24 protein-coding genes and 1 riboswitch are annotated in these 26,102 nt (G+C 73.0%); of the genes, 13 read left to right on the plus strand and 11 right to left on the minus strand.

Annotated elements, in window-relative coordinates; genetic code table 11:
• Positions 1–4: 4 nt before the first annotated feature.
• Both ADK65_RS21165 and rsmH read right to left on the minus strand, forming a co-directional pair.
• Positions 5–454, minus strand: coding sequence for a hypothetical protein (locus ADK65_RS21165; RefSeq protein ID WP_053671903.1), 450 nt, complete (start codon positions 452–454; stop codon positions 5–7).
• Positions 455–485: 31 nt separating this feature from the next.
• Positions 486–1,442, minus strand: coding sequence for a 16S rRNA (cytosine(1402)-N(4))-methyltransferase RsmH (gene rsmH / locus ADK65_RS21170; protein WP_078956076.1), 957 nt, complete (start codon positions 1,440–1,442; stop codon positions 486–488).
• Positions 1,443–1,828: 386 nt separating this feature from the next.
• On the opposite strand from rsmH, the gene ADK65_RS21175 reads away from it, so the two are divergent.
• From ADK65_RS21175 to ADK65_RS21190, 4 genes are all read left to right on the plus strand, one after another.
• Entirely contained in the window at positions 1,829–2,377 is a 549-nt protein-coding gene (locus ADK65_RS21175) for a beta-class carbonic anhydrase (protein ID WP_053671905.1), read from the plus strand.
• A 289-nt stretch (positions 2,378–2,666) separates the two neighbouring features.
• Positions 2,667–3,743: an AAA family ATPase gene (locus tag ADK65_RS21180; RefSeq protein WP_053671906.1), complete on the plus strand. Its 1,077-nt coding sequence runs from the start codon at positions 2,667–2,669 to the stop codon at positions 3,741–3,743.
• The gene (locus ADK65_RS21185) at positions 3,743–5,104 is read left to right on the plus strand and encodes a DUF58 domain-containing protein (RefSeq protein ID WP_053671907.1); all 1,362 of its coding nucleotides are present in this window, start codon (positions 3,743–3,745) and stop codon (positions 5,102–5,104) included. Before ADK65_RS21180 ends, ADK65_RS21185 begins: the two co-directional genes overlap by 1 nt.
• A complete protein-coding gene (locus tag ADK65_RS21190; RefSeq protein ID WP_053671908.1) occupies positions 5,104–7,497 on the plus strand; it encodes a transglutaminaseTgpA domain-containing protein in 2,394 nt (797 codons plus the stop codon). The genes ADK65_RS21185 and ADK65_RS21190 overlap by 1 nt, the downstream gene beginning before the upstream one ends.
• A 209-nt stretch (positions 7,498–7,706) precedes the next feature.
• Here ADK65_RS21190 and ADK65_RS21195 read toward each other — a convergent pair whose 3' ends face one another.
• The 3 genes from ADK65_RS21195 to ADK65_RS21205 all read right to left on the minus strand — a co-directional run bounded on the left by ADK65_RS21195 (position 7,707) and on the right by ADK65_RS21205 (position 9,941).
• Positions 7,707–8,105, minus strand: coding sequence for a DUF3040 domain-containing protein (locus ADK65_RS21195; RefSeq protein ID WP_053671909.1), 399 nt, complete (start codon positions 8,103–8,105; stop codon positions 7,707–7,709).
• A gap of 278 nt (positions 8,106–8,383) precedes the next feature.
• Positions 8,384–9,199, minus strand: coding sequence for a methyltransferase (locus tag ADK65_RS21200; protein WP_053671910.1), 816 nt, complete (start codon positions 9,197–9,199; stop codon positions 8,384–8,386).
• Between the two features lie 178 nt (positions 9,200–9,377).
• Positions 9,378–9,941, minus strand: a complete 564-nt coding sequence (locus ADK65_RS21205) for an SAV_6107 family HEPN domain-containing protein (protein ID WP_053671911.1) — start codon at positions 9,939–9,941, stop codon at positions 9,378–9,380.
• Between the two features lie 168 nt (positions 9,942–10,109).
• Between ADK65_RS21205 and ADK65_RS21210 the strand changes: the two genes are divergently transcribed.
• The 4 genes from ADK65_RS21210 (at position 10,110) to ADK65_RS21225 (ending at position 15,655) form a co-directional block, all read left to right on the plus strand.
• Positions 10,110–10,946: an ATP-binding cassette domain-containing protein gene (locus tag ADK65_RS21210; protein WP_053671912.1), complete on the plus strand. Its 837-nt coding sequence runs from the start codon at positions 10,110–10,112 to the stop codon at positions 10,944–10,946.
• Positions 10,918–13,002 carry a YhgE/Pip domain-containing protein gene (locus tag ADK65_RS21215; RefSeq protein WP_053671913.1) on the plus strand — a complete coding sequence of 695 codons (2,085 nt, stop codon included), beginning with the start codon at positions 10,918–10,920 and terminating at the stop codon, positions 13,000–13,002. Before ADK65_RS21210 ends, ADK65_RS21215 begins: the two co-directional genes overlap by 29 nt.
• Positions 13,003–13,049: 47 nt before the next feature.
• A complete protein-coding gene (locus ADK65_RS21220) occupies positions 13,050–13,679 on the plus strand; it encodes a TetR/AcrR family transcriptional regulator (RefSeq protein ID WP_053671914.1) in 630 nt (209 codons plus the stop codon).
• 485 nt (positions 13,680–14,164) lie between these two features.
• Positions 14,165–15,655 carry a phytoene desaturase family protein gene (locus tag ADK65_RS21225; protein ID WP_053671915.1) on the plus strand — a complete coding sequence of 497 codons (1,491 nt, stop codon included), beginning with the start codon at positions 14,165–14,167 and terminating at the stop codon, positions 15,653–15,655.
• Positions 15,656–15,684: 29 nt separating this feature from the next.
• Here the strand turns inward: ADK65_RS21225 and ADK65_RS21230 are convergent, their stop codons facing one another.
• From ADK65_RS21230 to ADK65_RS21255, 6 genes are all read right to left on the minus strand, one after another.
• Positions 15,685–16,620 (minus strand): hypothetical protein, encoded by a 936-nt coding sequence (locus ADK65_RS21230; protein WP_053671916.1) that lies wholly within the window; start codon positions 16,618–16,620, stop codon positions 15,685–15,687.
• A gap of 56 nt (positions 16,621–16,676) precedes the next feature.
• A complete protein-coding gene (metF, locus tag ADK65_RS21235) occupies positions 16,677–17,600 on the minus strand; it encodes a methylenetetrahydrofolate reductase [NAD(P)H] (RefSeq protein ID WP_053671917.1) in 924 nt (307 codons plus the stop codon).
• Between the two features lie 98 nt (positions 17,601–17,698).
• The gene (gene thiE / locus ADK65_RS21240) at positions 17,699–18,355 is read right to left on the minus strand and encodes a thiamine phosphate synthase (RefSeq protein ID WP_053671918.1); all 657 of its coding nucleotides are present in this window, start codon (positions 18,353–18,355) and stop codon (positions 17,699–17,701) included.
• Between the two features lie 290 nt (positions 18,356–18,645).
• Positions 18,646–19,011 (minus strand): Rv2175c family DNA-binding protein, encoded by a 366-nt coding sequence (locus tag ADK65_RS21245; RefSeq protein ID WP_053671919.1) that lies wholly within the window; start codon positions 19,009–19,011, stop codon positions 18,646–18,648.
• A gap of 110 nt (positions 19,012–19,121) precedes the next feature.
• A complete protein-coding gene (locus tag ADK65_RS21250) occupies positions 19,122–20,363 on the minus strand; it encodes an NAD(P)/FAD-dependent oxidoreductase (RefSeq protein ID WP_053671920.1) in 1,242 nt (413 codons plus the stop codon).
• Positions 20,364–20,395: 32 nt separating this feature from the next.
• Positions 20,396–20,746 carry a hypothetical protein gene (locus tag ADK65_RS21255; protein ID WP_053671921.1) on the minus strand — a complete coding sequence of 117 codons (351 nt, stop codon included), beginning with the start codon at positions 20,744–20,746 and terminating at the stop codon, positions 20,396–20,398.
• A 52-nt stretch (positions 20,747–20,798) separates the two neighbouring features.
• A riboswitch (TPP riboswitch) is annotated at positions 20,799–20,910 on the plus strand.
• On the opposite strand from ADK65_RS21255, the gene thiO reads away from it, so the two are divergent.
• The 5 genes from thiO (at position 20,908) to ADK65_RS21280 (ending at position 26,100) form a co-directional block, all read left to right on the plus strand.
• Entirely contained in the window at positions 20,908–22,092 is a 1,185-nt protein-coding gene (gene thiO, locus ADK65_RS21260) for a glycine oxidase ThiO (protein WP_053671922.1), read from the plus strand. Its footprint overlaps the riboswitch before it by 3 nt.
• The gene (gene thiS / locus ADK65_RS21265) at positions 22,089–22,289 is read left to right on the plus strand and encodes a sulfur carrier protein ThiS (RefSeq protein ID WP_053671923.1); all 201 of its coding nucleotides are present in this window, start codon (positions 22,089–22,091) and stop codon (positions 22,287–22,289) included. Before thiO ends, thiS begins: the two co-directional genes overlap by 4 nt.
• Before the next feature lie 2 nt (positions 22,290–22,291).
• A complete protein-coding gene (locus ADK65_RS21270; RefSeq protein WP_053671924.1) occupies positions 22,292–23,089 on the plus strand; it encodes a thiazole synthase in 798 nt (265 codons plus the stop codon).
• Positions 23,090–23,228: 139 nt separating this feature from the next.
• Positions 23,229–25,163, plus strand: coding sequence for a Stk1 family PASTA domain-containing Ser/Thr kinase (pknB, locus tag ADK65_RS21275; RefSeq protein ID WP_053672258.1), 1,935 nt, complete (start codon positions 23,229–23,231; stop codon positions 25,161–25,163).
• A gap of 58 nt (positions 25,164–25,221) precedes the next feature.
• Complete coding sequence (locus ADK65_RS21280; protein WP_053671925.1) at positions 25,222–26,100, plus strand: deoxyribonuclease IV; 879 nt, start codon at positions 25,222–25,224, stop codon at positions 26,098–26,100.
• The last annotated feature ends 2 nt before the right edge of the window (positions 26,101–26,102 follow it).

The raw sequence follows: 26,102 nt of genomic DNA on the forward strand, positions 1-26,102 counted from the left end.
TCCGTCACCTGCCTGGGGTCGGGGCGAGGCCGTCGGTCATGGCCTCGGGGGCGAGGACCAGAGGGGTGTGCGCGGCGGGCCGCCGGGCGCCGGGAGCGGCGCTGGGGACGCCCTTGACGGTGCCGTCGGGGTCGAGGAAGACGGGGTCGCCGCCGGGCACCATGCCGAGCTCGCGGGCGCGGCGCTGCAGGGCGTCGGGGGCGGAGTAGGCGTCGATGTCCCGCTGGAGGGCCTGCTCCTCGTCGGTGAGGTTCTTGGTCCCGCTGCGGAGGTCGTCGAGTTTGAACGCGCCCTCGCTGAGGGCCGAGTTCAGCACCAGGAGGCAGATGAGACCGCCGCCGAGGAGGAGGACGACGAGCAGGACGAACGGTGCGCGGGCCGCCTGCCCGGGACCGGTCGGAAGGAGCCGCGCGAGCCGGGCCGCCCTCCCCTTCAGTTCGGGTTTGCCGCTCACGCACGCTCCCTCGGTCCGGCCTGCACACGCCTCACTCGACGTCCTCCCTGATGCGCTGGGCCCCGCGCAGTCGCGCCGGTGCCGCCCGCCGGTTCTCGGCGATCTCCTCCTCCGTGGGGAGTTCGGCACCGCGGGTGAGCAGCTTGAGCCGCGGCTGGTAGCGCTCGGGGACGACGGGCAGCCCCGGTGGCGCGGTGGTGGCCGCACCTGCCGCGAAGACCTGCTTGACCAGCCGGTCCTCCAGCGAGTGGTACGACAGCACGGCGATCCGCCCGCCCACGTCGAGCGCCTTCACGGCGGCGGGGATCGCGCGTTCCAGGACGGAGAGCTCGCCGTTGACCTCGATGCGCAGGGCCTGGAAGGTGCGTTTGGCCGGGTTTCCGCCGGTGCGCTTGGCGGCCTGCGGCAGGGCGTCGCGGATCAGCTCGACCAGCCGCGCGCTGTTACTGAACGGCTCCTTGTCCCGCTCCCGCACGATCGCGCTCACGATCCGCTTGGCCTGCTTCTCCTCGCCGTAGGCCCGCAGGATGCGCACGAGTTCGCCCGGCGGGTAGGTGTTGAGGACCTCGGCGGCACTGACGCCGGTCGTCTGGTCCATGCGCATGTCGAGGGGGGCGTCCTGGGCGTAGGCGAAACCCCGGTCGGCCTCGTCGAGCTGCATGGAGGACACGCCCAGGTCGAACAGGACGCCCTGCACCCGCCCGATGCCGAGCCGGTCGAGCACCTCGGGGAGCTCGTCGTAGACGGCGTGGACGAGGGTGGCGCGCTCGCCGTAGGGGGCGAGGCGCTCGCCGGACAGGCGCAGGGCCTCCTTGTCGCGGTCGAGGGCGACGAGCCGGGTCTCGGGGAATCGCGCGAGCAGCGCCTCGCTGTGGCCGCCGAGGCCGAGGGTGCAGTCGACGACCACGGCGTCCGGGCCCTCCAGGGCGGGTGCCAGCAGATCCAGGCACCGCTGGAGCATCACCGGGACGTGTCGACTGTCGCTCAAGGGGCCCTCTCAGATCCGGCACGGCCGTACGCACCGCCGGGTCACCGCCCGCTCGAGGACATGAGGCCCGCCGGCGCCGGAAGCGTCAGCCGACCGGGAGCGGGAGGAGGCCGAGCCGTACGTACGCGCCGCGCACGCGGGGAGATCTCCGGATCGTCGCCGGGGTCTCCGAAGTAATCAGTCCAGCGGGGAGAGTCTCGCCTCCCGCTTCGCGTCACTTTAGTCCACGGTGTCGCCCGGTCAATCAACCGGCCTGCGCGTCGCCGCCGTTCGCGCGGGGGCCGGGACCCCACCCGTGTGGGTTACCTCACATGTCCTGCTCGGCGGCATTCTTTGTGCACTTCCACAGGAGGCCGGGACGGGGTGTGACCAGTAACGTCATGGCTATGACGACTTCTGCATCGGTACCCACGGGTTCGGAAAGCGCCAAGGCCGGCAACACGGTCACCGACCGTCTCGTAGAGGCGAACGCCCGGTACGCCGAGGCCTTCACCGACCCGGGGATGGACGCCCGGCCCGTGCTGCACGTCGCCGTCGTGGCCTGCATGGACGCCCGCCTCGACCTGCACGCGGCGCTCGGGCTCGAGCTCGGCGACTGCCACACGATCCGCAACGCGGGCGGCGTCGTCACCGACGACGTGATCCGCTCCCTCACCATCAGCCAGCGCAAGCTGGGCACCCGCAGCGTGGTACTCATCCACCACACCGGCTGCGGCCTGGAGAGCCTCACCGAGGACTTCCGCAACGAGCTGGAGGCCGAGGTCGGGCAGCGTCCGGCGTGGGCCGTGGAATCCTTCCGGGACGTGGACCAGGACGTGCGGCAGTCGATGCAGCGCGTGCGCACCTCGCCGTTCGTGCCGCACACCGACGACGTGCGCGGATTCGTGTTCGACGTGAAGACCGGCCTGCTGCGCGAGGTCGACCCGGCTTCCTGACCTGCGCGGCGGGACAGGCCCACCCCGGCCCCGCCCCCGCCGCGGCTGTCGGAATCCTGTCAGTCACGCGTTCGAATGGCCGCAAGACCGACATATCGCGGCCAGTTGTCCACAGTCGAGTGACACGAAACGGTAACGGCGGCAAGAATGCGGGAGTGACGTCACGCGGAACCTTTCACGCGTGGTGTCCGTGGTTCGGGGTGGGCCGGCCCGCGTCATGCGGCGTCGGCCCGGGAATATGGGGTATCTCGTGCTTCCTGGGAGCACGGGAAAGGCCGAGGAGCGCCGGGTGACGACCTATGACGATCGAGCGAGCCATGGGGGTCCCCCAAGCCGGGACTTCTCGCGGGTGGGGGACGATCTGACCGCCGTGGTGGAGCGCGTGCGGCAGTCGGTGGAAGGCGTGATCGAGGGCAAGCCCGAGGTCGTACGGCTCTCGCTGACCGTCCTGCTCGCCGAGGGACATCTGCTGATCGAGGACGTCCCGGGTGTCGGCAAGACGATGCTGGCCAAGGCGCTGGCGCGGTCCATCGACTGTTCGGTGCGGCGCATCCAGTTCACGCCGGACCTGCTGCCGTCGGACATCACCGGCGTGTCCATCTGGGACCAGCAGCGCCGTGACTTCGAGTTCAAGCCGGGCGCGATCTTCGCGCAGGTGGTGATCGGCGACGAGATCAACCGCGCCTCGCCCAAGACGCAGTCCGCGCTCCTGGAGTCGATGGAGGAGCGCCAGGTCACCATCGACGGCAAGACCTACGAGCTGCCCAGCCCCTTCATGGTGGTGGCGACGCAGAACCCGGTCGAGATGGAGGGCACCTACCCGCTGCCGGAGGCCCAGCGCGACCGCTTCATGGCCCGGGTCTCCGTCGGCTACCCGAGCGCGGAGGCCGAGCTGCAGATGCTGGACGTGCACGGCGGCGTCTCGCCGCTGCAGGACCTCCAGCCCGTGGCCCACGCGGACGAGATCCTCAAGCTCATCGAGGCGGTGCGCGGGGTGCACGTCGCCGAGCCGGTCCGGCGCTACGCCGTCGACCTGGTCGGCGCCACGCGCACCCACCCCGACCTGAGACTCGGCGCCTCCCCGCGCGCGACGCTGCACCTGCTGCGCGCGGCGAAGGCGTCCGCGGCCCTCAGCGGGCGGGAGTACGCGCTGCCGGACGACGTGCAGGCCCTCGCCGTCGCCGTCCTGGCCCACCGCCTGCTGCCCACCGCCCAGGCCCAGCTCAACCGGCGCACGGCCGAGCAGGTCGTCGAGGAGATCCTGCAGCGCACCCCGGTGCCGGCGGGGCCGCAGCAGCAGAGCGGCTTCGGCGGCCTGGGCCGTACGGCTCCGGCGTATCCCCAGCAGCCGCCGCGGAGGCTGTGATGTCGACCGCGGGGGCGGGCCGGGCGGAAGCCGACCGGGGCGAGAAGGGGGGCGTCCGCACCGCTCTGGCCGGTCTGACCACCCGCGGACGCTCGTTCCTGGCCGCCGGTGTCGCGGCCGCGATCTGCAGTTACGTGCTCGGCCAGAGCGACCTGCTGCGCGTGGGGCTGCTGCTGGCGGTGCTGCCGCTGGTGTGCGCGGCGGTGCTGTACCGCACCCGCTACCGGGTCGCGGGCAGCCGCCGGCTCTCCCCCGCCCGCGTTCCCGCGGGCAGCGAGGCCCGGGTCCACCTGCGGATGGACAACGTCTCGCGGCTGCCCACGGGCCTGCTGATGCTCCAGGACAAGGTGCCGTACGTGCTCGGTCCGCGGCCCCGATTCGTGCTCGACCGGGTGGAGGCGGGCGGCCGGCGCGAGGTGTCCTACCGGGTGCGCTCCGACCTGCGCGGCCGCTACCCGCTGGGCCCGCTCCAGCTGCGCCTGACCGACCCGTTCGGCATGTGCGAGCTGACCCGCTCCTTCTCGACGCACGACACCCTCACGGTCATCCCGCGCGTGGAGCCGCTGGCGCCGGTGCGTCTGGGCGGCGAGGCGCAGGGCTACGGCGACGGGCGGCAGCGTTCGCTCGCCCTGGCCGGCGAGGACGACGTCATTCCGCGCGGCTACCGCTACGGCGACGACCTGCGGCGCGTGCACTGGCGTTCCACCGCCCGCTACGGCGAGCTGATGGTGCGCCGCGAGGAGCAGCCGCAACGCGCCCGCTGCACGGTGCTGCTGGACACCCGCGGCATCGCCTACCAGGGCGCGGGGCCGGACTCACCCTTCGAGTGGGCCGTCTCGGGCGCCGCCTCGGTGCTGGTGCACATGCTCGAACGCGGCTACTCGGTACGGCTGCTCACGGACACCGGGGACGCGGTGCCCGGCGAGGGCGGCGACGGCTTCGCGGGCGCCAGCCAGCAGTCGGCGGACGCGGCCGGACTGATGATGGACACCCTCGCGGTGATCGACCATTCCGACGGCGCGGGCCTGTCCCGGGCCTATGACGTGCTGCGCGGCGGCAACGAGGGGCTGCTGGTGGCCTTCCTCGGCGACCTGGACGAGGAGCAGGCGGCCGTGCTGGGGCGGATGCGGCAGCGCAGCCCTGGGGCGGTCGCCTTCGTGCTGGACAGCGACTCCTGGGGGCGGGAACCGGGCCATGTGCCCGGCCCCTCGGACAGGAGCGGAGACCGGCTGCGCATGCTGCGCGAGGCGGGCTGGACGGCCCTGCGCGTGCCGCGGGGCGCCTCCATGGACGAGCTGTGGCGGCTGGCGGACCGGGAGCGCAGGGGCGTGACCGCCGCGAGCGGCGGGGAGGGACCGTGATGAGCGGGCGGGTACGACTGACGCTGGGCGCCTGGGCGGCCACCCTGATGGCCGCGTGCGCCCTGCTGCCCCTCGTTCGGCCGGCCACATGGATCGTGCAGGCGGCGTTCCTGCTGGCGCTGCAGTCGGGCGTGGGAGCCGCTGCCCGCCGGGTGCCGCTGGCCCGGCCGCTGACGGTGGCGGCGCAGGCCGTGGTCACCGTGATGCTGCTGACCTTCGTGTTCGCCCGTGGGCAGGCCCTGGCCGGGCTGATCCCGGGACCGCAGGCCGTCGACCGCTTCGCGCTCCTGCTCCAGCAGGGCGGTGACGACATCGCGCGGTACGCGATACCGGCGCCCCTGGAGTCCGACGGCATACGGCTGATGCTGCTGGGCGGGGTATTGATCATCGGCCTGCTGGTGGACACCCTCGCGGTGACCTTCCGCAGCGCCGCTCCGGCCGGCCTGCCCCTGCTCGCCCTGTACTCCGTGGCGGCGGGGCTGTCCGACGGGGACGCGGACTGGCTGTGGTTCCTGGTGGCGGCGGCCGGCTATCTGATGCTGCTGCTGGCCGAGGGGCGGGACCGGCTCTCGCAGTGGGGCCGGGTCTTCGGCGGTGCGCCGCGCACGGCGGGCGGGGAGCCGAGCGGCGCCCTGGCCCCGGTCCGCACCGGCCGGCGCATCGGCGTGGTCGCGCTGGGCATCGCCCTGGTGGTGCCGCTCGGCCTGCCCGCGATGAACGGCGGCCTGCTGGACACCGTGGGAGCGGGCGCGGGCGGCGGAGCCGGCGGCGGGGGCACGATCTCCGCCGTGAATCCGCTGGTGTCGCTGCGGGACAGCCTGAACGCGGACGAGGATCAGCAGGTGCTGTCCGTGCGGACCAAGTCGCCGGACCTCTCCGACCTGTATCTGCGGATCGTGTCCCTGGACGACTTCGACGGCACCACGTGGAAGCCGTCCAGGCGGTCCATCACCGCCGTCCCCGACGGCACATTCCCCGACCCGGCCGGGCTCAGCCCGGACGTCAAGCGCACGGAGTTCGACACCACGATCACGGCGGCCGGCTGGTACGCCCAGGACTGGCTGCCCATGCCGTACCCGCCGAGCGGCGTGCGCATCAGCGGCAACTGGCGCTACGAGCCGCAGGGCATGACGCTGGTCGGCGACCACGGGCAGAACACCCGCGGCCTGACGTACCAGGTCAAAAGTCTGGACGTGCAGCCGACGGCGGAGCAGCTCGCCTCGGCGGGGCCGGCGCCCGAGGACATCGAGCGCCCGTTCACGAAGCTGCCCGACTCGCTGCCGTCGGTGGTGGCCCGCACCGCCCGCACCGTCACCGCGGGCGCGTCCAGCCCGTACGACCAGGCGGTCAAGCTCCAGGACTGGTTCGCCGTGACCGGCGGCTTCGAGTACGACACGCAGGTGCAGGTCGGCAGCGGCTCGCAGGCGATCGCCCGCTTCCTGAAGGACAAGCAGGGCTTCTGCGTGCACTTCTCCTTCGCGATGGCGGCGATGGCCCGTTCCCTGGGTATTCCGGCCCGGGTGGCGGTGGGCTTCGCGCCCGGTTCCCCGCAGGCGGACGGCTCGGTGTCGGTGGGGCTGCGGGACGCGCACGCGTGGCCCGAGCTCTACTTCGAGGGCGTGGGGTGGACCCGCTTCGAGCCGACTCCGAACCGCGGCTCGATTCCGTCGTACACCCTGCCCGACAACCCCGGCAGTTCGGTGCCGGACCCGTCGCGTCCCTCCCGGTCGGCGTCGACCGCGCCCTCCGCGGCACCCTCGGTGAGCGAGAGCTGCACGCCGGAGCAGAAGAAGCTGGACGGCGGTTGCGGGAGCGAATCGCCGCAGGCGGCGCTGCCCACGGACGACGACGGCCCGAAGTGGTACGCGTTCCTGGTGTGGGCCCTGGCCGGCCTCGCCGTCCTCGCACTCCCCCTGGCCCCGATGCTGTGGCGGCTGCGGACACGGTCGGTACGGCTCGGGGCGCACGGCCGGGGCGAGGCCGACACGGCGCCCCACACCCTGGCCGTCTGGCAGGAGCTGACCGACACGGCGTGGGACTTCGGCATCACGCCGGACGAATCACAGACACCGCGCAAGGCGGCCGCCCGTATGGTGCGCCTCGGCGATCTCGACGCGGCGGCCGCGGCCTCGGTGTACCGGGTGGCGAACGCGGTGGAGCAGGTGCTGTACGCCCCGCACCCGCGCCCGGTGGCGGGCCTCACCGAGGACGTGCGCCGTGCGACGGCGGGACTCGGCGCGGCGGCCGGCCGGGCGGCCGGGCTCCGCGCGCTTGTGGCCCCCCGGTCCACCGCGCGTGTGGTGTGGGCGGCGTCGGCCTGGTGGACGAGGGTCCGGGAGCGGGCGGTGGCGCTGCGGCCGACGTGGCGGAAGACCTCGGCGCAGCAGGGCTGAGGAGCGGCTCCTGGGGTGGCGCTGCTCGGGCCGGCCGGTGCGGATGCGCCGGCCGGCCTTGTCGTGTCAGGGCCGGCCGGCCTTGTCGTGTCAGGGCCGCGCCGGCGTCCTGTGACGGCACACACGCAAACGTCAGGGGGTGACCACCGAGTCGGTGGTCACCCCCTGACCAACGTGTTCACATGGTCCTGGAGAGGCTCCGCGGGCGGCTAATGGCCGCCCTGTTCGTCGCGGCGCTTCTGCCAGCGCTGTTCGATGCGGTCCATCACCGAACGGCGCTGCCGACCCTGTGAGCGGGCGTGATGTCCGGCGGCACCGGACGCCTGCTCACCCGGTTTGGGGGCCTTGCGCCAGCCGGTCACGGCGAGCACCGCACAGCCCAGCATGACCAGGAAGCCCACGACGCTGAGCCACACCTGCTTGGCGACCATTCCAGCCATGAGGAGCGCGATACCTACGAGGAAGCCCGCGACCGCCTGGTAGACCCGTCGCCGGGTGTACGTACGCAGCCCGCTTCCCTCGAGCGCTGTCGCGAACTTGGGATCTTCGGCGTACAGCGCTCGCTCCATTTGCTCGAGCATGCGCTGCTCGTGCTCCGAGAGCGGCACGGAGTCCTCCTCATCGTGCAGTCGCCGGGGCGACCCGGGGGGTCCCTTCAGGATAGGCAGGGAATCGCCCCCGTGAAACCCGCCCCTCTGCGCCAATTGACCAACCGGAATCCGCCATGGGCGCCCGGCTCGCTGAGGCTTGCATTCCCCGGCGGCCGACCCGTCATGCCGGAACGGTCTCCCTCGATCATACGGCGCGCCGCCCCCATTCGGGGGGCCTGTGGCGTACTCCATGCGCAGCCGAGGCGCTGATCAGCGGTGGTGTCGCAGGAGGAGGCTCAGGCCTCGGCCACCCCATCGCTCTCGTCCGCCCCAAAGGGCGCACCGGTTTCAGTGGCCCCACCGGTCTCGCCCAGGACGTGCAGCTGCGTGGCCACCGAGTGGAACGCGGGCAGCTCGGCGGCTGCCTCCTCCAGCTTCAGCAGCGCTTCCAGGGCTCCGGGCTCGGTGTCCACGAGGACACCGGGCACGAGGTCGGCGAAGACCCGGACGCCGTGCACGGCACCGACGCGCAGGCCCGCTCCCTCGACCAGTCCCGTGAGCTGCTCGGTGGTGAAGCGGCGCGGCACGGGGTCACCCGCACCCCATCGTCCGTTCGGGTCGTCGAGCGCCTGCCGGGCCTCCTTGAAGTGCCCGGCGAGGGCGCGGGACAGCACCGCACCGCCCAGTCCGGCGGCGAGCAGGCTGAGGACGCCCTCGGGACGCAGGGCCGCCACCGCGTTGCGGACACCCTCGGCCGGATCGTCCACGTACTCCAGGACACCGTGGCACAGCACCACGTCGTAGCCACCGCGCTCGGCCACGTCGAAGAGGCCGTGGACGTCGCCCTGGACGCCCTTGACCCGGTCGGCCACGCCGGCTTCGGCGGCCCGGCGCTCCAGGGCGAACAGGGCGTTCGGGCTGGGGTCGACGACGGTGACCCGGTGGCCGAGACGGGCGACGGGCACCGCGAAGTTGCCGCTGCCGCCTCCGGTGTCGAGAACGTCCAGCGACTCCCGACCCGCGGCCTTGACCCGGCGGTCCAGGGCGTCCTGGAGGACCTCCCAGACCACGGCGGTACGGAGGGAGGCGCGGGGGCGCATCGGGTCCGACACGGCAGTTGACTCCTCGGCGCGGCACCGCCTCTTGCACGGCGGCGCGAACGGGGCGTCTTCTCCGGCCCCGGCCAGGGGAGGGAAGACTTCAGGCGTTCCCCACCCTATTGCCTGGGCCGCGGTGTGCCGATGCCCAGGTCCCTGGATGCACCGCGGGCCGGGCGAGCCCGGGCCGCGGTCAGCCGGCGTCCGGCATGTCACTCCCCGCGCCCGGACCCGCCGGCCGGTCCTGGTCCGGGCGGGGCTGCGGGAGGACCGGCTGGAGGACCAGCATCCGCTCGACGAGGCGCAGGAACATCGCCACGTCGCGTATCAGGTCGTCGGCGTCGCGGCCGGTGGCCGCGCCCTCGATGCCTGCCTCGGCGCGGGCGCGGCGCCGGGCGCCCGCGGCGAACAGCGCGCTCCACTCGGTCAGTTCGGGTGCGATCTCGGGGAGCACTTCCCAGGCGCTGCGGATCTTGGCCCGGGCCCGGGGCGAGGTCTCCGGGCGGCCCCGGGCGGCGAGCACCGCCGCTGCGGTGCGCAGCGCGGCGAGGTGGGCTCGTGAGTAGCGCTCGTTGGATGTCTCCAGGGACGTGGCCTCGTCGAGGCTGGCGCGGGCCTGGGCGAGCAGGTCGAGGGCGGCGGGCGGGGCCGTGGCCCGGCGGAGCACGGGGTGCACGTCGCTCGCCGGGCCGGTCAGTGAGGGGGCAGGGCCGGTGGCGCGGCGCCGGCGGGCGGCTGCTGCGTGATAGCTGGCCATGACGAACCTCCTGTCGTCTGGGTGACGGCACGTCCGGTCAGGGCGTGCCGTATGTGACCCATCGTGAGGTATGGCACTGACAATCCGTTCTGACCTGCCGTTTTGCCTCGCTCGTAGGTTCGGAGTAGTTTTTGCACTGACCAGTCAGTTCAATTTCAGGGGTGACTCGTGGGGGAACAGGCGGGAGGGGTGCGGATCGCCGCCGAAGGCCTCGGGATCAAGGGGCCACGGGGGTGGGCGGTCCGCGGGATCTCCGTCGACGCCGAGCCGGGTGCGCTCGTCGCGGTCGAGGGCCCGTCCGGGTCCGGCCGGACGTGCCTGCTGCTCGCGCTGACGGGGCGGATGAAGGTCTCGGAGGGCACGGCGGCCGTGGGCGACGCGAGGCTGCCGAAGCAGATGGCGGCCGTGCGCGGCGTCAGCGCGCTGGCGCACGTCCCGGGGGTCACCGACCTCGACCCGGCGCTGACCGTCGGCGAGCACCTGCGGGAACGGGCCCTGCTCCAGCGTCGCTTCGGCGCCTCGCTGCGCGGACTGCTGCGGCCCCGCCGCGAGCGGGCGGCCGAGGCCGAACAGCGCGTCGAGGCCGCGCTGGAGGCGGCCGGGCTCGACCTGGAGACCCTGCCCAAGGGGCCGCGCACGGCCGTACGGGACCTGGAGCGCCTGGAGGCGCTGCGGTTGTCGATCGCGCTCGCCCTGGTGGGCGGGCCGCGGCTGCTCGGCGTCGACGACGCCGACCTCAAGCTCTCGGACGGTGAGCGGGAGGAGGTCCACGCACTGCTCAGGTCCCTGGCCGACGCCGGGACGACGGTCGTGGCGGTGTGCAGCGAGGCTCCCGAGGGTGCCGTCAGAGTCTCCACCGCGCAGAGCCATGAGGACCCGGCCACCGGGGACACCCACCCGGACGAGACGGGGAAGACAGACCCGGCGGACGGCGCCGAGAAGGCGGACCACGCGGACCAGGAAGAGGAGAAGGCCGATGCGATCGCCGAAACTGGCCGCGCTTGAGCTGCGCCGCTTCGGGCGGGGGAAGCTGCCGCGCGCGGCGCTGGTCGCGCTGCTGGTGCTGCCGCTGCTCTACGGCGCTCTGTACCTGTGGTCGTTCTGGGACCCGTACGGCCGTCTGGACCGGATTCCGGTCGCGCTCGTGAACGACGACAAGGGGGCGACCGCCGACGGGAAGAAGATCACGGCGGGCGACGACATCACGAAGGGCCTGCGTGACAGCAAGACCTTCGACTGGCAGGAGGTGAGCGCAGCCGAGGCCCGCAGGGGCGTCGAGGACGGCAGCTACTACCTGTCGCTCACCCTGCCCGCCGACTTCAGCGAACGGATCGCCTCCAGTTCCGGGAACACCCCGGAGACCGGCGCCCTCCAGGTGCGCACGAACGACGCGAACAACTACATCGTCGGGCAGATCTCCCGGACGGTCTTCAGCGAGGTGCGGCAGGCGGCGTCCACGAAGACGTCCCGGTCCTTCCTGGACAAGATCTTCGTGTCGTTCTCCGACATCCACGGCAAGACCGTGAAGGCGGCGAAGGGCGCCGACCGGCTCAACGGCGGTATCGGCAAGGCCGAGAAGGGCTCCAAGGACCTCGCCGACGGCCTGAAGGACGCCAAGGGCGGCAGCGGCAAGCTGGCCTCCGGCCTCAAGAAGCTCCACACGGGCGCGGGCGACCTGGAGGACGGCTCGAAACGGGTCGCGGAGGGCACGCAGAAGCTCGCCGACCGGGTCAACGGCACCGCAGACAAGGTCGGCCCCTTCCTGAAGGGCAACGAGAAGACCATCGGCGACACCGCCCAGCTGGTCGCCGACTCCTCCGGGGTGATCCGCAAGCACCTGGACACCCTGGTGAAGACGGCCCCGACCGCCGCCAAGGGTGCCAAGGCGGCCTCCGGGACGCTGAACAACGTCTACGCCCGGCGCTGCGACGATCCGGTCGTGCCCGACCCGGCGTGCTCCGACCTGAAGAAGGCCAAGGACGCGGCCGCCGAGGTGACCACCATCGCGGACGACCTCAACACGCTGATCGCGGACCATGACGGCGATCTCGACAAGCTCGACAAGAACCTCGCCATCCTCCAGAAGCAGTCCCAGGCCCTCGCGAACCGGGCACCGCACCTCTCCGAGGACCTCACCGACGCCGTCAAGGAGATCAACGCGCTGAACGACGGGGCGGCCGAGGTGGCCTCCGGCGCCAAGAAGCTGCACAAGGGCATCGGCACGGCCAAGACCGGGGCCGTCGCCCTGGACAAGGGTGTCGGCAAACTCAAGACGGGCGCGGACGACCTCAACGGCGGCATCTTCAAGCTCGTCGACGGCTCCGGGAAGCTCGCCGGCGGCCTGCACGACGGGGCGGAGAAGATCCCCGACTACGACGAGCACGACCGCGACCGGCGCACCGAGGTCATGGCCGACCCCGTGCGGCTCGCCTCCCACGATCTACACAAGGCGCCCAACTACGGCACCGGGTTCGCGCCGTACTTCATCCCGCTGTCGCTGTGGGTGGGTGCGATGGTGGCCTACATGCTGATCGCGCCCATGAACCGGCGGGCGCTGGCCGCGGGCGCCCCGGCGTGGCGGATCGCGCTGTCGGGCTGGCTGCCGGTGGTGGCGATCGGAGTGCTGCAGACGGTGGCGCTGATGTCGGTGCTGCACTGGGCGGTCGGCCTGGAGATGGCCCGGGCCGCCGGGACGGTGGGCTTCCTGTTCCTGGTGACCGCGTGTTTCGCGGCGATCGTGCAGTGGCTGAACGCGCGCTTCGGGGCGGCGGGCCGGATCCTGGTCCTGGCGCTGCTGATGCTCCAGCTGACCTCGGCCGGCGGTACGTACCCCGTGCAGACGAGCCCCGGGTTCTTCAACGCGCTCCACCCGTTCCTGCCGATGAGCTATGTCGTCGAGGCCCTCAGGCGGCTCATCACCGGCGGTGGACTCGAACCGGTGTGGCACGGGTGCGTGGTGCTGACGGCGTTCACCGCGGGCGCCCTCGCGCTGACCGCCGTGGCGGCCCGCCGACGCCAGGTGTGGACGCTGGACCGGCTGCACCCGGAGCTGAGCCTGTGAACCCCACCGTCGCTTCCCCCGGAAAGGTTCCTGTGACAATCGGGGCCATGGAAAGCAGCAGTGCCGCGTCGGGCGGCAGCACGCGCCGCGAGGCCACCCGGCAGAAGCTCTACGAGGCGGCCGTCACGCTCATCGCCGAGCAGGGGTTCTCCGCCACGACCGTGGACGAGATCGCCGAGCGTGCCGGGGTCGCGAAGGGCACCGTCTACTACAACTTCGCGAGCAAGTCCGTCCTCTTCGAGGAACTGCTGCGGCACGGGGTGGGTCTGCTGACCGCCTCCCTGCGGGAGGCGTCCGAGCGGACCGCGCGGGAGGGCGGCGGCAAGGTCGACGCCCTGGACGCGATGATCCGCGCGGGGCTGGTCTTCATCGACCGCTACCCGGCCTTCACGCAGCTGTACGTGGCCGAGCTGTGGCGCACCAACCGGACCTGGCAGTCGACGCTGATGGTGGTCCGGCAGCAGGCCGTCGCGGTCGTGGAGGACGTCCTGCGCGACGGTGTCGCGGCCGGTGAGTTCAGCGAGGAGATCGACATCTCACTGACGGCGTCCGCGCTGGTCGGTATGGTCCTGGTGGCCGCGCTGGACTGGAAGTCGTTCCAGGCGGAACGTTCCCTGGACGACGTCCACGCCGCGCTGTCCCGGCTGCTCCAGGGCCGGGTGAGCGGCTGCCGCTGACCTCCGTCCCGTGCACATGTGAAAGCGCCGGTCCGGTGTGGCCGCGTCCCCCGCGGGCCACCTCGAACCGGCGCCTTCCCCACTCCCCCGTTTTCTTCTCCTGCTCCCCCGTGCGTCCCCCCGCAGGACCCCCGTTCGGTCGTCCCCCGGTTTCTTCCGGTTCCCCCGGTTCTCCCCCGTGTCTCGCTCCCGCCGACACCGCCGGCGGAAGGAGCGGATCGCGGGCCGGCTCCGTTCCGGCGCCCCGTGTCGCCGGTGCCGGAGCCGTGCCCCTCTCCGTGTCTCCACTCTCTCGTCCGCGCAGGTCGTCCCCCATCCGCGCGCGTACTCAACTCCTCGGCTAGGTATCCGTACTCAGTCCTGCGCGCAGGGGCCCACACCGCTGTGCCGCCTCCTGATGACGACCGCCTCCGCGCCCGTACTCGCAGGCCGGCCGGCAGGTGCTGCCGGTGGGGCTGTCGGTGGGGGCCGATACAGTCCCTGGCATGGCACGGATTGCGGTGATCGGCGCCGGGATGGGCGCGCTGACGGCCGCCGCCCGGCTGGCCGTCGCGGGCCACCGGGTGGCGGTGTACGAGCGGACGGACACCTACGGCGGAGCCCTGCGCCGCTTCGAGCGCGACGGGTTCTCCTTCGACACGGGCCCCGCACTGCTGCCGCTGCCCGCCGTCTACCGCGACCTGTTCGTCAAGACCGGCAAGGAGCCGCTGGAGTCCTGTGTCGAGCTGGTCCAGGTCGATCCGTCGGCCCGGCACGTGTTCGCGGACGGCACCGAGGTCTCCCTGCCGAACGCCTCGCGTGCGGGCGTCGTCGCCGCCCTGGACGAGAGGCTCGGCGCGGGTGCGGGAAAGCGCTGGGGCGACTTCCTGGTCCGGGCCCGCGAGGCCTGGGACCGCACCCGCCGGCCGCTGCTGGAGGAGCCGCTGTGGCCGAACTGGCAGGTGCTGGCCGAGCGCGAGCCCTATCCGGCCGTGCCCCACAAGCGGCTGTTGCGCACCCGCCGGGCCGGCACCCTCGCCGAGATCGGCGCCTGGGAGCTGCGCGACCCCCGGCTCGCGGCCCTTCTGGAGAGTCACGCCCTCGGCCACGGCCTGGATCCCCGGGTCACCCCGGCGAGCGCGGCCGTCCTGCCCTACCTGGAGCACGCCTTCGGCACCTGGTACGTGCGCGGTGGTCTGCGCGAGCTGGCCCGGGCGGTGTACGAGCGGTGCCTGGCCCGGAGGGTCGAGTTCCACTTCGGCGCCGACGTCACCGGTGTGCTGGAGAAGGACGGTGCGGCGTCGGGGGTGGAGCTCGCCGACGGATCGCCGGCGGAGGCGGACTTCGTGGTAGCCGGTGTCGCGCCCGGCGCGCTGGCCCGGCTGACGGCGGGCACCGTCGTCCGGGGCGACGGCGAGGTGCCACCGCAGCCGGCTGCGGCGTCCCGGCTGACCGTCCTGCTGGCCCTGCGCGGTGCCCGCCCGGAGGGCACGGCCCACCGCACGGTGGTGCACGCCCGGGACCGCGAGGCCGAGCTGGACGCCCTGTTCGGCGCGGGGGCGGGAGATCCCTGTCCCACGGTCACGGTGCTGCGGCCCGACGACCCGCGCACCGCTCCGGCGGACCACGAGGCGGTCACGCTCACGACGGTGGTGCCCGCGCGGCCCGGCCGGGCTCACGACGAACTCGCCGACCACATGATCACCGTCGCCGGACGCGCCGTACCGGGTCTGCGCGACCGCCTGCTCTGGCACGAGGTGCGCACCCCGGCCGACATCGCGGACACGACGGGCGCGGAGGGCGGCGCGGTGCCCGTGCCGGCCCTGGCCGCGGGCGGCGGACGGCTGCTGCACCCGTCCAACAGCACACGGGTGTCAGGCCTGTTCACCGTGGGCGGCTGGGCTCACCCCGGCGGCGGGCTGCCGCACGCGGGGATGTCGGGGGCGCTGGTGGCGGGACTGATCGTGGAGGGGCCGGAGTTCCGCGGCTCGCAGTGAGCACAGCGCCCCGGCAGGGCGCACGGCCTTCAGAAACGGTACTGCTCGTCGTACCCGTTGCCCTGTGGCTGCTGCCCACCGCCCTGATAGCCGTACGGCTGCTCCGGCGGCAGTTCCTGCCCGTACTCGTCGGCGTTGCGCTGCTGCGGGACCCAGACCCCGCCGGGCGTGCTGTCGCCGCCGTAGGTGCCGGAGTACTGGTCCTGGCCGTAGGACTGCTGGCCGTAGTACTGCTGGTCGCCGTACGTGCCGTCGTAGGTGCCCTGGCCGTAGGCCGACGAGCCGATGTACGGGTCGGAGTAGGCGGCGTACTGCTGCTGCCCGTTCGCGTCGTAGCCCTGCTGCTGGCCGTAGCCGGAGTAGTCGTAGGCGTAGGACTGGTCCGCGGCCTGGGAGGCGTACTGGTCGTGGGTCTGCTGACCCCCCGACTGGTACCCCTGGTCGTAGACGCCGTAGGAGCCGCTGTCCTCGGGCAGGGGCTGCGGCTCGTAGACGGCGGTGGTCTCGGCGGAGGCCGGCTGGTGCATGGGGCGGGCGGGAGTGAAGACGTCGTCCCGGTCGTAGTCGTCGTCCTGGCCGTGGGGGGCGGGGTCCTGGCGGCGGGCGCCGGACTCGTCGTCGTAGCCGCCCTCGGCCTCCAGGCCCGAAACCTCCAGGGTGGGCTCCTGGCGGCCGCGCTCGCCGCGGCGACGCTTGCTGCCGCCCAGCGCGGGCGCGTTCATCGCCCAGCCGGCCGCGAAGCCGCTGCGGAACGACAGGGTGACGTAGGTCTGCCCCACCGCGAAGGCGGCCGCACCCAGTCCGATCACGACGACCGACGGGATCAGGACGCCGACGACGACACCGAGGAACCCGGCGAAGGCCAGCAGGCGCCAGCGCAGTCGCGCCTTGTACTGCAGGAGCACCTCGCCCAGCAGCCACAGCGCGACGATGCCGAACGCGATGTAGAGGACCGCCCAGCCCATGTACGCCCCTCTCCCAGTGGCCGCTACGCAGTGTGTCGTATACCGGTGCGAACGGTCTAGGCCTGCGGTGAGTGGTGCAGGCCCAGGTTCTCGTAGATCTCCAGTGTCGCGGTGGAGTTGTTGAGCGTGATGAAGTGCAAGCCGGGCACGCCCTCGGCGAGCAGCCGCGCACAGAACTCCGTGGCGAATTCGATCCCAATGGAGCGTACAGCGGCGGGATCGTCCTTTGCTGTGAGGATCCGCTCTTTCAGGGCGTCCGGGAACGCGGCGTTGGTGAGGGACCCGATCCGTTCCAGCGTCTTCACGCTCGCGATCGGCATGACCTCGGGAATGATCGGGGTGTCGCAGCCGGCGGCCGAGACCCGGTCGCGCAGCCGGAGGTAGTCCTCGGGGTCGAAGAACATCTGCGTGATGGCGTAGTCGGCGCCCGCCCGGCACTTGTCGACGAAGTGGCGGACGTCGGTGTCCCAGTCGCACGAGCGGGGGTGCATCGCCGGGAAGGCGGCGACGCCCACGCAGAAGTCGCCGGAGGCCTTGATCAGCTCGACGAGTTCGGCGGCGTAGGCCAGGCCGCGCGGGTGCGGCACCCAGTCGCCCATCGGGTCGCCGGGCGGGTCGCCGCGCAGGGCGAGCATGTTGCGGATCCCGGCGTCGGCGTACTGGCCGATGATGTTGCGCAGGTCGGCCACCGAGTGGTCGACGGCGGTGAGGTGGGCGATCGGGGTGAGGGTGGTGTCGGAGGCGATCGCCTCGGTCGCCTTGACCGTGCCCGCACGGGTGGAACCGCCCGCGCCGTAGGTCACGGAGACGAAGTCGGGTGCCACCGCCTCGACCCGGCGCAGCGCGTTCCACAGGTTCCGCTCGCCCTTCGGGGTCTTGGGGGCGTAGAACTCGAACGAGTACGTCGTCTTGCCGGCCGCGAGCATGTCGCGGACGGTGCGGGCGTGGTCCGACCTGATGGATGCGGTGCCGAGGGCCATACCGGCAGGTTAGCCAGGGGCGGTCGGTCCCCCAACCGGGGGCCGACTTTTGCCCCGATTGTCCACTTGTTGTCCATCCCTTGGACAAGCCGTCGTGGTTACGCCTCCCGCAGCCGCTTCGCGAACCCGGCCGCCGCGGCCCCGGGGTCGTCCGCCTCGGTGATCGCCCGGACGACGACGGCCCGCCGGGCGCCCGCCTCCAGGACCTGGTCGAGATTGCCGAGGTCGATGCCGCCGATGGCGAACCAGGGGCGGTCGGTGCCGAGGGCGGCGGTGTGGCGGACGAGGTCCAGGCCGGGTGCGTGGCGGCCGGGCTTGGTGGGCGTCGGCCAGCACGGACCGGTGCAGAAGTAGTCCACGCCCTGCTGGACCGCTGCCGCCTCGGCCTCGGACTCGGCGTGGGTGGAGCGGCCGATCAGGACGTCGTCGCCGAGGAGCGCGCGGGCGGCGGGGACCGGGAGGTCTCCCTGACCGAGGTGCAGGACGTCGGAGCCGGCGGCGTGGGCGACGTCCGCACGGTCGTTGACCGCGAGCAGCTTGCCGTGCCGGGCGCAGGCGTCGGCGAAGACGGCCAGGTGCTCCAGTTCCTCGGCGGCCTCCATGCCCTTGTCCCGCAGCTGCACGATGTCGACGCCGCCGGACAGCACGGCGTCCAGGAACTGCCCGAGGTCGCCCTGCCGCTTGCGCGCGTCGGTGCAGAGGTAGACCCGGGCGTCGGCGAGCTGGGCCCGTGCGGTGGCGGCGTTGCCGGTCATGCGTGTCCCCCAGGGTGTCGGTGGCGTGCGGGTGCGGGTGCGCGTGCGCGGCGTCGAGCGGGCCCGCGTGGGCGGCATGCGTGGCGTGCGGCGCGGGACGTACCCGCCCCCGTCACCGATGCCTCGGGCACCTTACGCCCGTCCCTTGGCCCGCCGCTGACCTTCGCAGTCCCGCACAGGGCGCGCGCCACCCGGGCCGTGACCCCTCGGGTCACGGCCCCCACATCGGGCGGTTGTTCGGGTCCGACCCCGCTCGCACGGCGCCGGACGGTTGTCCTGTCGCTGCCTGGTCAGACCGCGAGCGCCTGGGCGCGGCGCTTCACCTCCGTGCCGCGATTCTCGCTGAGCGCCTGCGCGGGGGTGCCGGGCAGGCTGGGGTCCGGGGTGAAGAGCCACTCCAGCATCTCTTCGTCCGTGAAGCCGTCGTCCCGCAGGAGCGTCAGGGTCCCGGACAGGCCCTTGACGACCTTGTCCCCGTCGATGAAGGCGGCAGGGACGTGCAGCGCGCGGTTCTCACCTCGGCGTACGGCGATGAGCTGGCCCTCCTTGACCAGCTGCCGCACACGCGTCACCTCGACGCCGAGCTGTTCGGCGATGTCGGGGAGGGTGAGCCAGGCGGGGACGAGAGCATCGATCTTTGCGTCAATCTCGGTCACGGAAACCAGCCTGCCATTTGCCGCTGACAGTCGGAAGCCGGACCGGCCCACCCGGCGGACGCGCCGCGCCCGTCAGCACCGCCCGGCGGCCCCCACCGAGGCGGTGACGCCTACGCCGTCGCCGCTTTCATGGGCCTCGCCGGATCGGCCAGCAGCACCGGATTCATCGGCGTGCCGGACTCGATCAGGCGGCGACCCTGCGCCAGGTCCCGGGGCCGGCCCACCGCCAGCAGCGCGACCAGCCGCTCGCCCCGCAGCCAGCAGACCGTCCAGGCCGGACCGGACGGGTCGCCCCGCCACAGGGTGGCGTCCGCGGCCGCGTGGTGCCCGGCGTACTGGACGAACCGCCCGAACTGCTCGGACCAGAAGTACGGCACCGGGTCGTACACCGCCGGCGTCTCCCCCGTGGCCCGGCCGACGATGTTCACGGCGACCGTGCGCGGCCCCTGCAGGGCGTTGTCCCAGTGGTGGATCAGCAGGCGCTCGCCGTAGCGGCCCGAGGGGAAGGAGGCGCAGTCGCCGACCGCGTACACATCCGGCACGCCCGCGCGCAGATGCTCGTCGGCCACGATCTCGCCGTGGGGGCCCAGTGCGATCCCGGAACCGGCCAGCCAGGCCGTCGCGGGGCGGGCGCCGATGCCGACGACGACCGCGCCCGCGGGCAGCCGCGAGCCGTCGTCGAGGACGACGACGCCGGGTTCGACGCGCTCCACGCGCGCGTGCGTCCGCAGGACCGCGCCCGCGTCGGTGTACCAGCCGGCCATGGGGGCGGCGACCTCGGCGGGCAGCGCCCCGGCGAGCGGGCGTTCGGCGGCCTCGACGACGGTCACCGCGCAGCCCGCCTCGCGCGCGGCGGTGGCGAACTCGGCGCCGATCCAGCCCGCGCCGACGACCACGAGGTCGTGCCGGCCGGCCAGCACGGGCCGCAGCCGCTCGGCGTCGTCGAGGGTGCGCAGCAGATGCACGCCCGGCACGCCTTCGGTGCCGGGCAGCCGAAGGGGTTCCGCGCCCGTCGCGACGACCAGGACGTCGTACGGCACGGGCCCGTCCTCGGTGTCCAGCTCGTGGTCGGCGGGGCGCAGGCCCAGCACCTCGCAGCCGAGCCGCAGTTCGATGCCGAGGGCCTCGAAGTCGACGTCGAAGGCGGAGCCCTCGGACTTGCCGAGCAGGACGGCCTTGGACAACGGGGGCCGGTCGTAGGGCTGGTGGGGCTCGGCGCCGATGAGGATCACGTCACCGGTGAAGCCCTGCTCGCGCAGCGCGACGGCGGTCTGCACCCCGGCCATGCCCGCGCCCGCCACGACGACGCGCCGCGGCGCGGACGAACCCGGTTCCTGCGTCTGCTCGCTCACCTGATCACCATAGACACCTGACGTTCTGTCAGTCAGTGCTCATGCGCCGTGACCTGCTCCACAACGCTTCTGCCGTTGCCCTGCTGGGACTCCCACTCCCAGGTCTCCTCCAGCCGCACCCGCCCGTCGGGCAGCTCCACGACCGCCGAGACGCAGTGCCCCGAGGACGTGGTCCCGTCCCGCTTGAGCTGGACGTACCGGAAGTCCAGCCGGTCACCTTCCCGGGTACCCACGAGGTGCCCGCGTACGACGTCGCCGCCGGTGTACTCGGCCCAGATCTCGCCCCGCCGCTCGTGGTACGTGAACCGGGTGCGGGTGCCCACCTGGCCGGGAGCCTGGTCGGCGACCGGGGCGAGGACGAGACCGTCGAGGGATCGGGCCATGGACTGAGGCTCCCTTACTGCGGGACAGGGCATCGGGCTAGGGTGGCCAACGTAAAGCACTCGCGGGAGCCCGGACGCACCGGGCTGAGAGGGAGGCTGGCGGCCTCCGACCGTACGAACCTGATCCGGGTCATGCCGGCGAAGGGAGGGGCTGGACGCCCATGTCGCCTACGTTCACATCCGCGGCCGCGTCGCCAGACGTCCTGGTCATCGGGGGCGGGATCATCGGCCTGGTCACGGCCTGGCGGGCCGCGCAACGCGGGTTCGCCACGGCCGTCGTGGACCCCGAGCCGGGCGGCGGGGCCGCTCAGGTGGCCGCCGGGATGCTGGCCGCCGTCACGGAGCTGCACTACGGCGAGCAGACCCTGCTCGGCCTGAACCTCGCCTCCGCCCGGCGCTACCCGGACTTCGCCGCCGAGCTCACCGAGCTGACCGGCCGGGACCTCGGCTACCGCCGCTGCGGCACGCTCGCCGTGGCGCTGGACGCCGACGACCGGGCCCACCTGCGCGAACTGCACGCCCTGCAGCAGCAGTCGGGGCTGGAGTCGCAGTGGCTGACGGGGCGCGAGTGCCGGCGGCTGGAGCCGATGCTCGCGCCGGGTGTGCGCGGAGGGCTGCGGGTCGACGGTGATCACCAGATCGATCCGCGGCGGCTGGCCGCGGCCCTGGTCGCCGCCTGCGAGCGGACGGGCGTGGTCTTCCACCGCACGTGGGCACAGCGGCTGACCGTGGTCCGGGACCGGGCCGCGGGTGCCGTCCTGGCCGACGGGACCGAGGCGGCCGCCGGGCAGGTGGTGCTCGCCGGGGGGAGTCTCAGCGGGCGGCTGGCGGGCGTCCCGGAGGACGTGCTGCCTCCCGTGCGGCCGGTGAAGGGGCAGGTCCTGCGGCTGACCATGCCGCAGCGGCACGGGCCGTTCCTGAGCCGGACCGTGCGCGCGGTCGTGCGCGGCAGCCACGTCTACCTGGTGCCGCGAGCGAGCGGCGAGCTGGTCGTCGGGGCCACCAGCGAGGAGCTGGGCTGGGACACCACGGTGACCGCGGGCGGCGTGTACGAGCTGCTGCGGGACGCGCACGAACTGGTCCCGGGGATCACCGAGCTGCCGCTGACCGAGACCCGGGCGGGTCTTCGGCCCGGCTCCCCCGACAACGCGCCCCTGCTCGGCCCGACCGGCCTGGAGGGGCTGCTGCTGGCCACCGGGCACTACCGCAACGGCGTCCTGCTCACCCCGGTGACCGGCGACGTCCTGGCCCAGGTCCTGGCCACGGGCGAACTCCCCGAGGAGGCCCGGCCCTTCACCCCGAAGCGCTTCAGTCCCGCCACCGTACTCACGGAGCAGCCCGCATGAACATCTCCGTCAACGGCGAGCCCCGGGACGTCGGGCCCGGCACGGCTCTGGACACCGTCGTGAGGTCGCTCACCGCCTCGCCCTCGGGTGTGGCCGCCGCCCTCAACGAAACCGTCGTCCCGCGCACCCAGTGGCCCTCCACGCCCCTCTCCGAGGGAGACCGCGTGGAAGTCCTCACCGCCGTCCAGGGAGGCTGACCATGGCCGACGATCCGTTCGTCCTCGGTGGTACGTCGTTCACGTCCCGTCTGATCATGGGCACGGGCGGGGCGCCCAGCCTCGACGTGCTGGAGCGGTCGCTGGCCGCGTCCGGGACGGAGCTGACGACGGTCGCGATGCGCCGGGTGAACGCCTCGGTGCACGGCTCGGTGCTGTCCGTCCTCGACAAGCTCGGCATCCGGGTGCTGCCGAACACGGCGGGCTGCTTCACCGCCGGGGAGGCCGTCCTCACCGCCCGTCTCGCCCGTGAGGCCCTCGGCACGGACCTGGTCAAGCTGGAGGTCATCGCCGACGAGCGCACGCTGCTGCCGGACCCGATCGAGACCCTGGAGGCGGCCGAGACCCTGGTCGACGACGGCTTCACGGTCCTGCCGTACACCAACGACGATCCGGTGCTCGCGCGGAGGCTGGAGGACGTGGGCTGCGCGGCGATCATGCCGCTCGGCTCGCCGATCGGCTCCGGGCTCGGCATCCGCAACCCGCACAACTTCCAGCTGATCGTCGAGCAGGCCCGCGTGCCGGTGATCCTGGACGCGGGCGCGGGGACGGCGTCGGACGCGGCGCTGGCGATGGAGCTGGGGTGCGCGGGCGTGATGCTCGCCTCGGCGGTGACGCGGGCGCAGGAACCCGTGCTGATGGCTTCCGCCATGAGGAGCGGGGTGGAAGCCGGGCGGTTGGCGTATCGAGCTGGGCGCATCCCGCGGCGGCACTTCGCACAGGCGTCTTCGCCGGGTGAGGGTATGGCTGTGCTCGACCCGGAGCGGCCTGCTTTTCAGTGACCCGCGCTTGTGCTGGGGGCGGGTCGGCACTCATGCCCGCAGCGGGGGGGGCGGACAGACGTCACAGGTCGGCTGCAGTCCCGCCCCGGAAACAGCCGCAGGGACAGGGCTGTCGGTCATGGCTCGTACACTCGCCTGCGTGGACACGACCCTTCAGGACCCCTTGGTCGGGCAGGTGCTCGACGGCCGGTATCGCATCGACGCGCGGATCGCGGTCGGCGGGATGGCCACGGTCTACCGGGCCGTGGACACCCGGCTCGACCGGATCCTCGCGCTCAAGGTGATGCACCCCTCGCTCGCGGTCGACGCCTCGTTCGTCGAGCGGTTCATCCGCGAGGCGAAGTCGGTGGCCCGGCTGGCCCATCCGAACGTGGTGCAGGTCTTCGACCAGGGCACCGACGGCTCGTACGTGTACCTGGCGATGGAGTACGTCGCGGGCTGCACCCTCCGGGACGTGCTGCGCGAGCGCGGGGCGCTGCAGCCGCGTGCCGCCCTGGACATCCTGGAGCCGGTGCTGGCCGCCCTGGGCGCGGCGCACCGCGCCGGGTTCGTGCACCGCGACATGAAGCCCGAGAACGTGCTGATAGGGGACGACGGGCGGGTCAAGGTCGCCGACTTCGGCCTGGTCCGGGCCGTGGACACGGTGACGAACACCACCGGCACCGTGCTCGGCACGGTCTCGTACCTGGCCCCGGAGCAGATAGAGGACGGCACCGCCGATCCCCGCGTCGACGTGTACGCGTGCGGCGTGATGCTGTACGAGATGCTGACCGGCGACAAGCCGCACGACGGCGACTCCCCCGCCGTCATTCTCTACAAGCACCTGCACGAGGACGTGCCCCCGCCCTCGGCCGCCGTGCCGGGTATGGCGTACGAGCTGGACGCGATGGTGGCCTCGGCGACGGCCCGTACCCCGGCCCTCCGCCCGCACGACGCGGTGGCGCTGCTCGCGCAGGTCCGTGACGGACGCGGCCGGCTGGACGAGGAGCAGCTGGACGCGGTGCCGCCGCAGGCGCTGGCGGTGGACCACGACAACGGCGACGACCGGACGACCGTGATCCCGCGCGCCCTGACCACGCCCCGTCCGCTGCCGGCCGACGCTGACGAGGAGGCCTCCGGGGCCGCCCTCAACCGCACCACCCGCCTGGCCTCCCCGCCGCCGCCCCCGCCGTCCCGGCGCCGCCGTGGTCCGCTGCGCGGCCCGGCGGCGATCGTCGTCGCCGTCCTGCTCGCGCTGGGTCTCGGCGTCGGCGTCTGGTACATCAACTCCGGCCAGTTCACCGAGGTCCCGCCGCTGCTGACGAAGACCCAGGAGCAGGCCGAGGACCGGCTGCGCGACGCCGGTCTCGAACTCGGCAAGGTGGAGCACGCCTACAGCGACACGGTGGAGCGCGGCCAGATCATCAGCAGCGACCCGAAGGCCGGGACACGCATCCGCGGCAACGACTCGGTGGGCATCACCATCTCCGACGGCCCCGAGACCGTGCGGGTGCCGGCCCTCGCGGGACAGAAGCTGGGCAAGGCGCGGGAGCTGCTGAAGGACGACGGGCTGGAGCCGGGCATGGTCACCCGGGAGTTCAGCGAGGACGTGCCGCGCGGCTCGGTGGTCTCCGCGAGTCCGGCCGACGGCACGAAGGTACGGGCCGGCACGGCCGTGGCGCTGGTCGTCAGCAAGGGCGCAGCCATCGACATCCCCGACGTCACCGGCTCGGACGAGGCCGACGCGCGGTCCGAACTGACGGAGGCCGGCCTCAAGGTGAAGATCGCCACCGAGCGGGTCACCTCGTCCGAGTACGACAAGGGCCAGGTGGTCCGGCAGACGCCGAAGTCCGGCACGGCGGCCGAGGGCGACACGGTGACGCTGACGCTGTCGAAGGGCCCCGAGATGATCGAGGTCCCGGACGTGGTCGGCGACAGTGTCGACGACGCCCGGCAGGCCCTGGAAGGCGCCGGGTTCGAGGTCGACGAGGACCGCGGGCTGTTCGGCCTGTTCGGCGACGAGGTCAAGAGCCAGTCCGTCGAGGGTGGTCAGACCGCGCCCAAGGGCTCCACGATCACCATCGAGATCAGGTGAGGCCGGCGGGCCGAGGCCCGCGGACGGGGCAGGGCCGGACGCATGACACCCTGAACGGGTGAACAGTCAGCTGTCCGGCCCGTCCCGCAACCCGGTGGGCGGCCATGTCCCCGTGGCCGGTGGGCTCCACTCCGTCGGCCTGTCGTACGCCCGTGACCTGGAGGCGGAGGCCGTCCAGGTCTTCGTCGCCAACCCGCGCGGCTGGGCCACGCCGACCGGGAACCCCAAGCAGGACGAGGCGTTCCGCGCGGCGTGCGCGGACGGGGCGATCCCGGCGTACGTCCACGCCCCCTACCTGATCAACTTCGGCTCGCACACCGAGGCGACCGTGGAGCGGTCGGTGGAGTCGCTGCGGCACTCGCTGCGGCGCGGGCGGGAGATCGGGGCGCTGGGCGTGGTCGTGCACACCGGCAGCGCGACCGGCGGCCGGGAGCGGTCGGTGGCGCTGCAGCAGGTACGGGAGCACCTGCTGCCGCTGCTGGACGAGCTGACCCACGACGACGACCCGTACCTGCTGCTGGAGTCGACGGCCGGCCAGGGCGCCTCGCTGTGCTCACGGACCTGGGACTTCGGCCCGTACTTCGAGGCGCTGGACGCCCACCCGATGCTCGGCGTGTGCCTGGACACCTGCCACATCTACGCCGCCGGGCACGACCTGACCGGCCCGAGCGGGATGCACCGGACGCTGGATCTGCTGGTGGACACGGTCGGCGAGGGCCGGCTGAAGCTGATCCACGCCAACGACTCCAAGGACGTCGTGGGCGCGCACAAGGACCGGCACGAGAACATCGGCGTCGGTCACATCGGCGAGGACCCGTTCCGGGCGCTGATGACACACCCCGCGACCGCGGGCGTGCCGCTGATCATCGAGACGCCGGGCGGCAAGCAGGGACACGCGGCCGACGTGGAGCGGCTGAAGAAGCTGCGCGACGGGTGAGC

Origin of the sequence: Streptomyces sp. NRRL B-1140, assembly GCF_001280065.1 — a bacterium.
Taxonomy (GTDB): domain Bacteria; phylum Actinomycetota; class Actinomycetes; order Streptomycetales; family Streptomycetaceae; genus Streptomyces.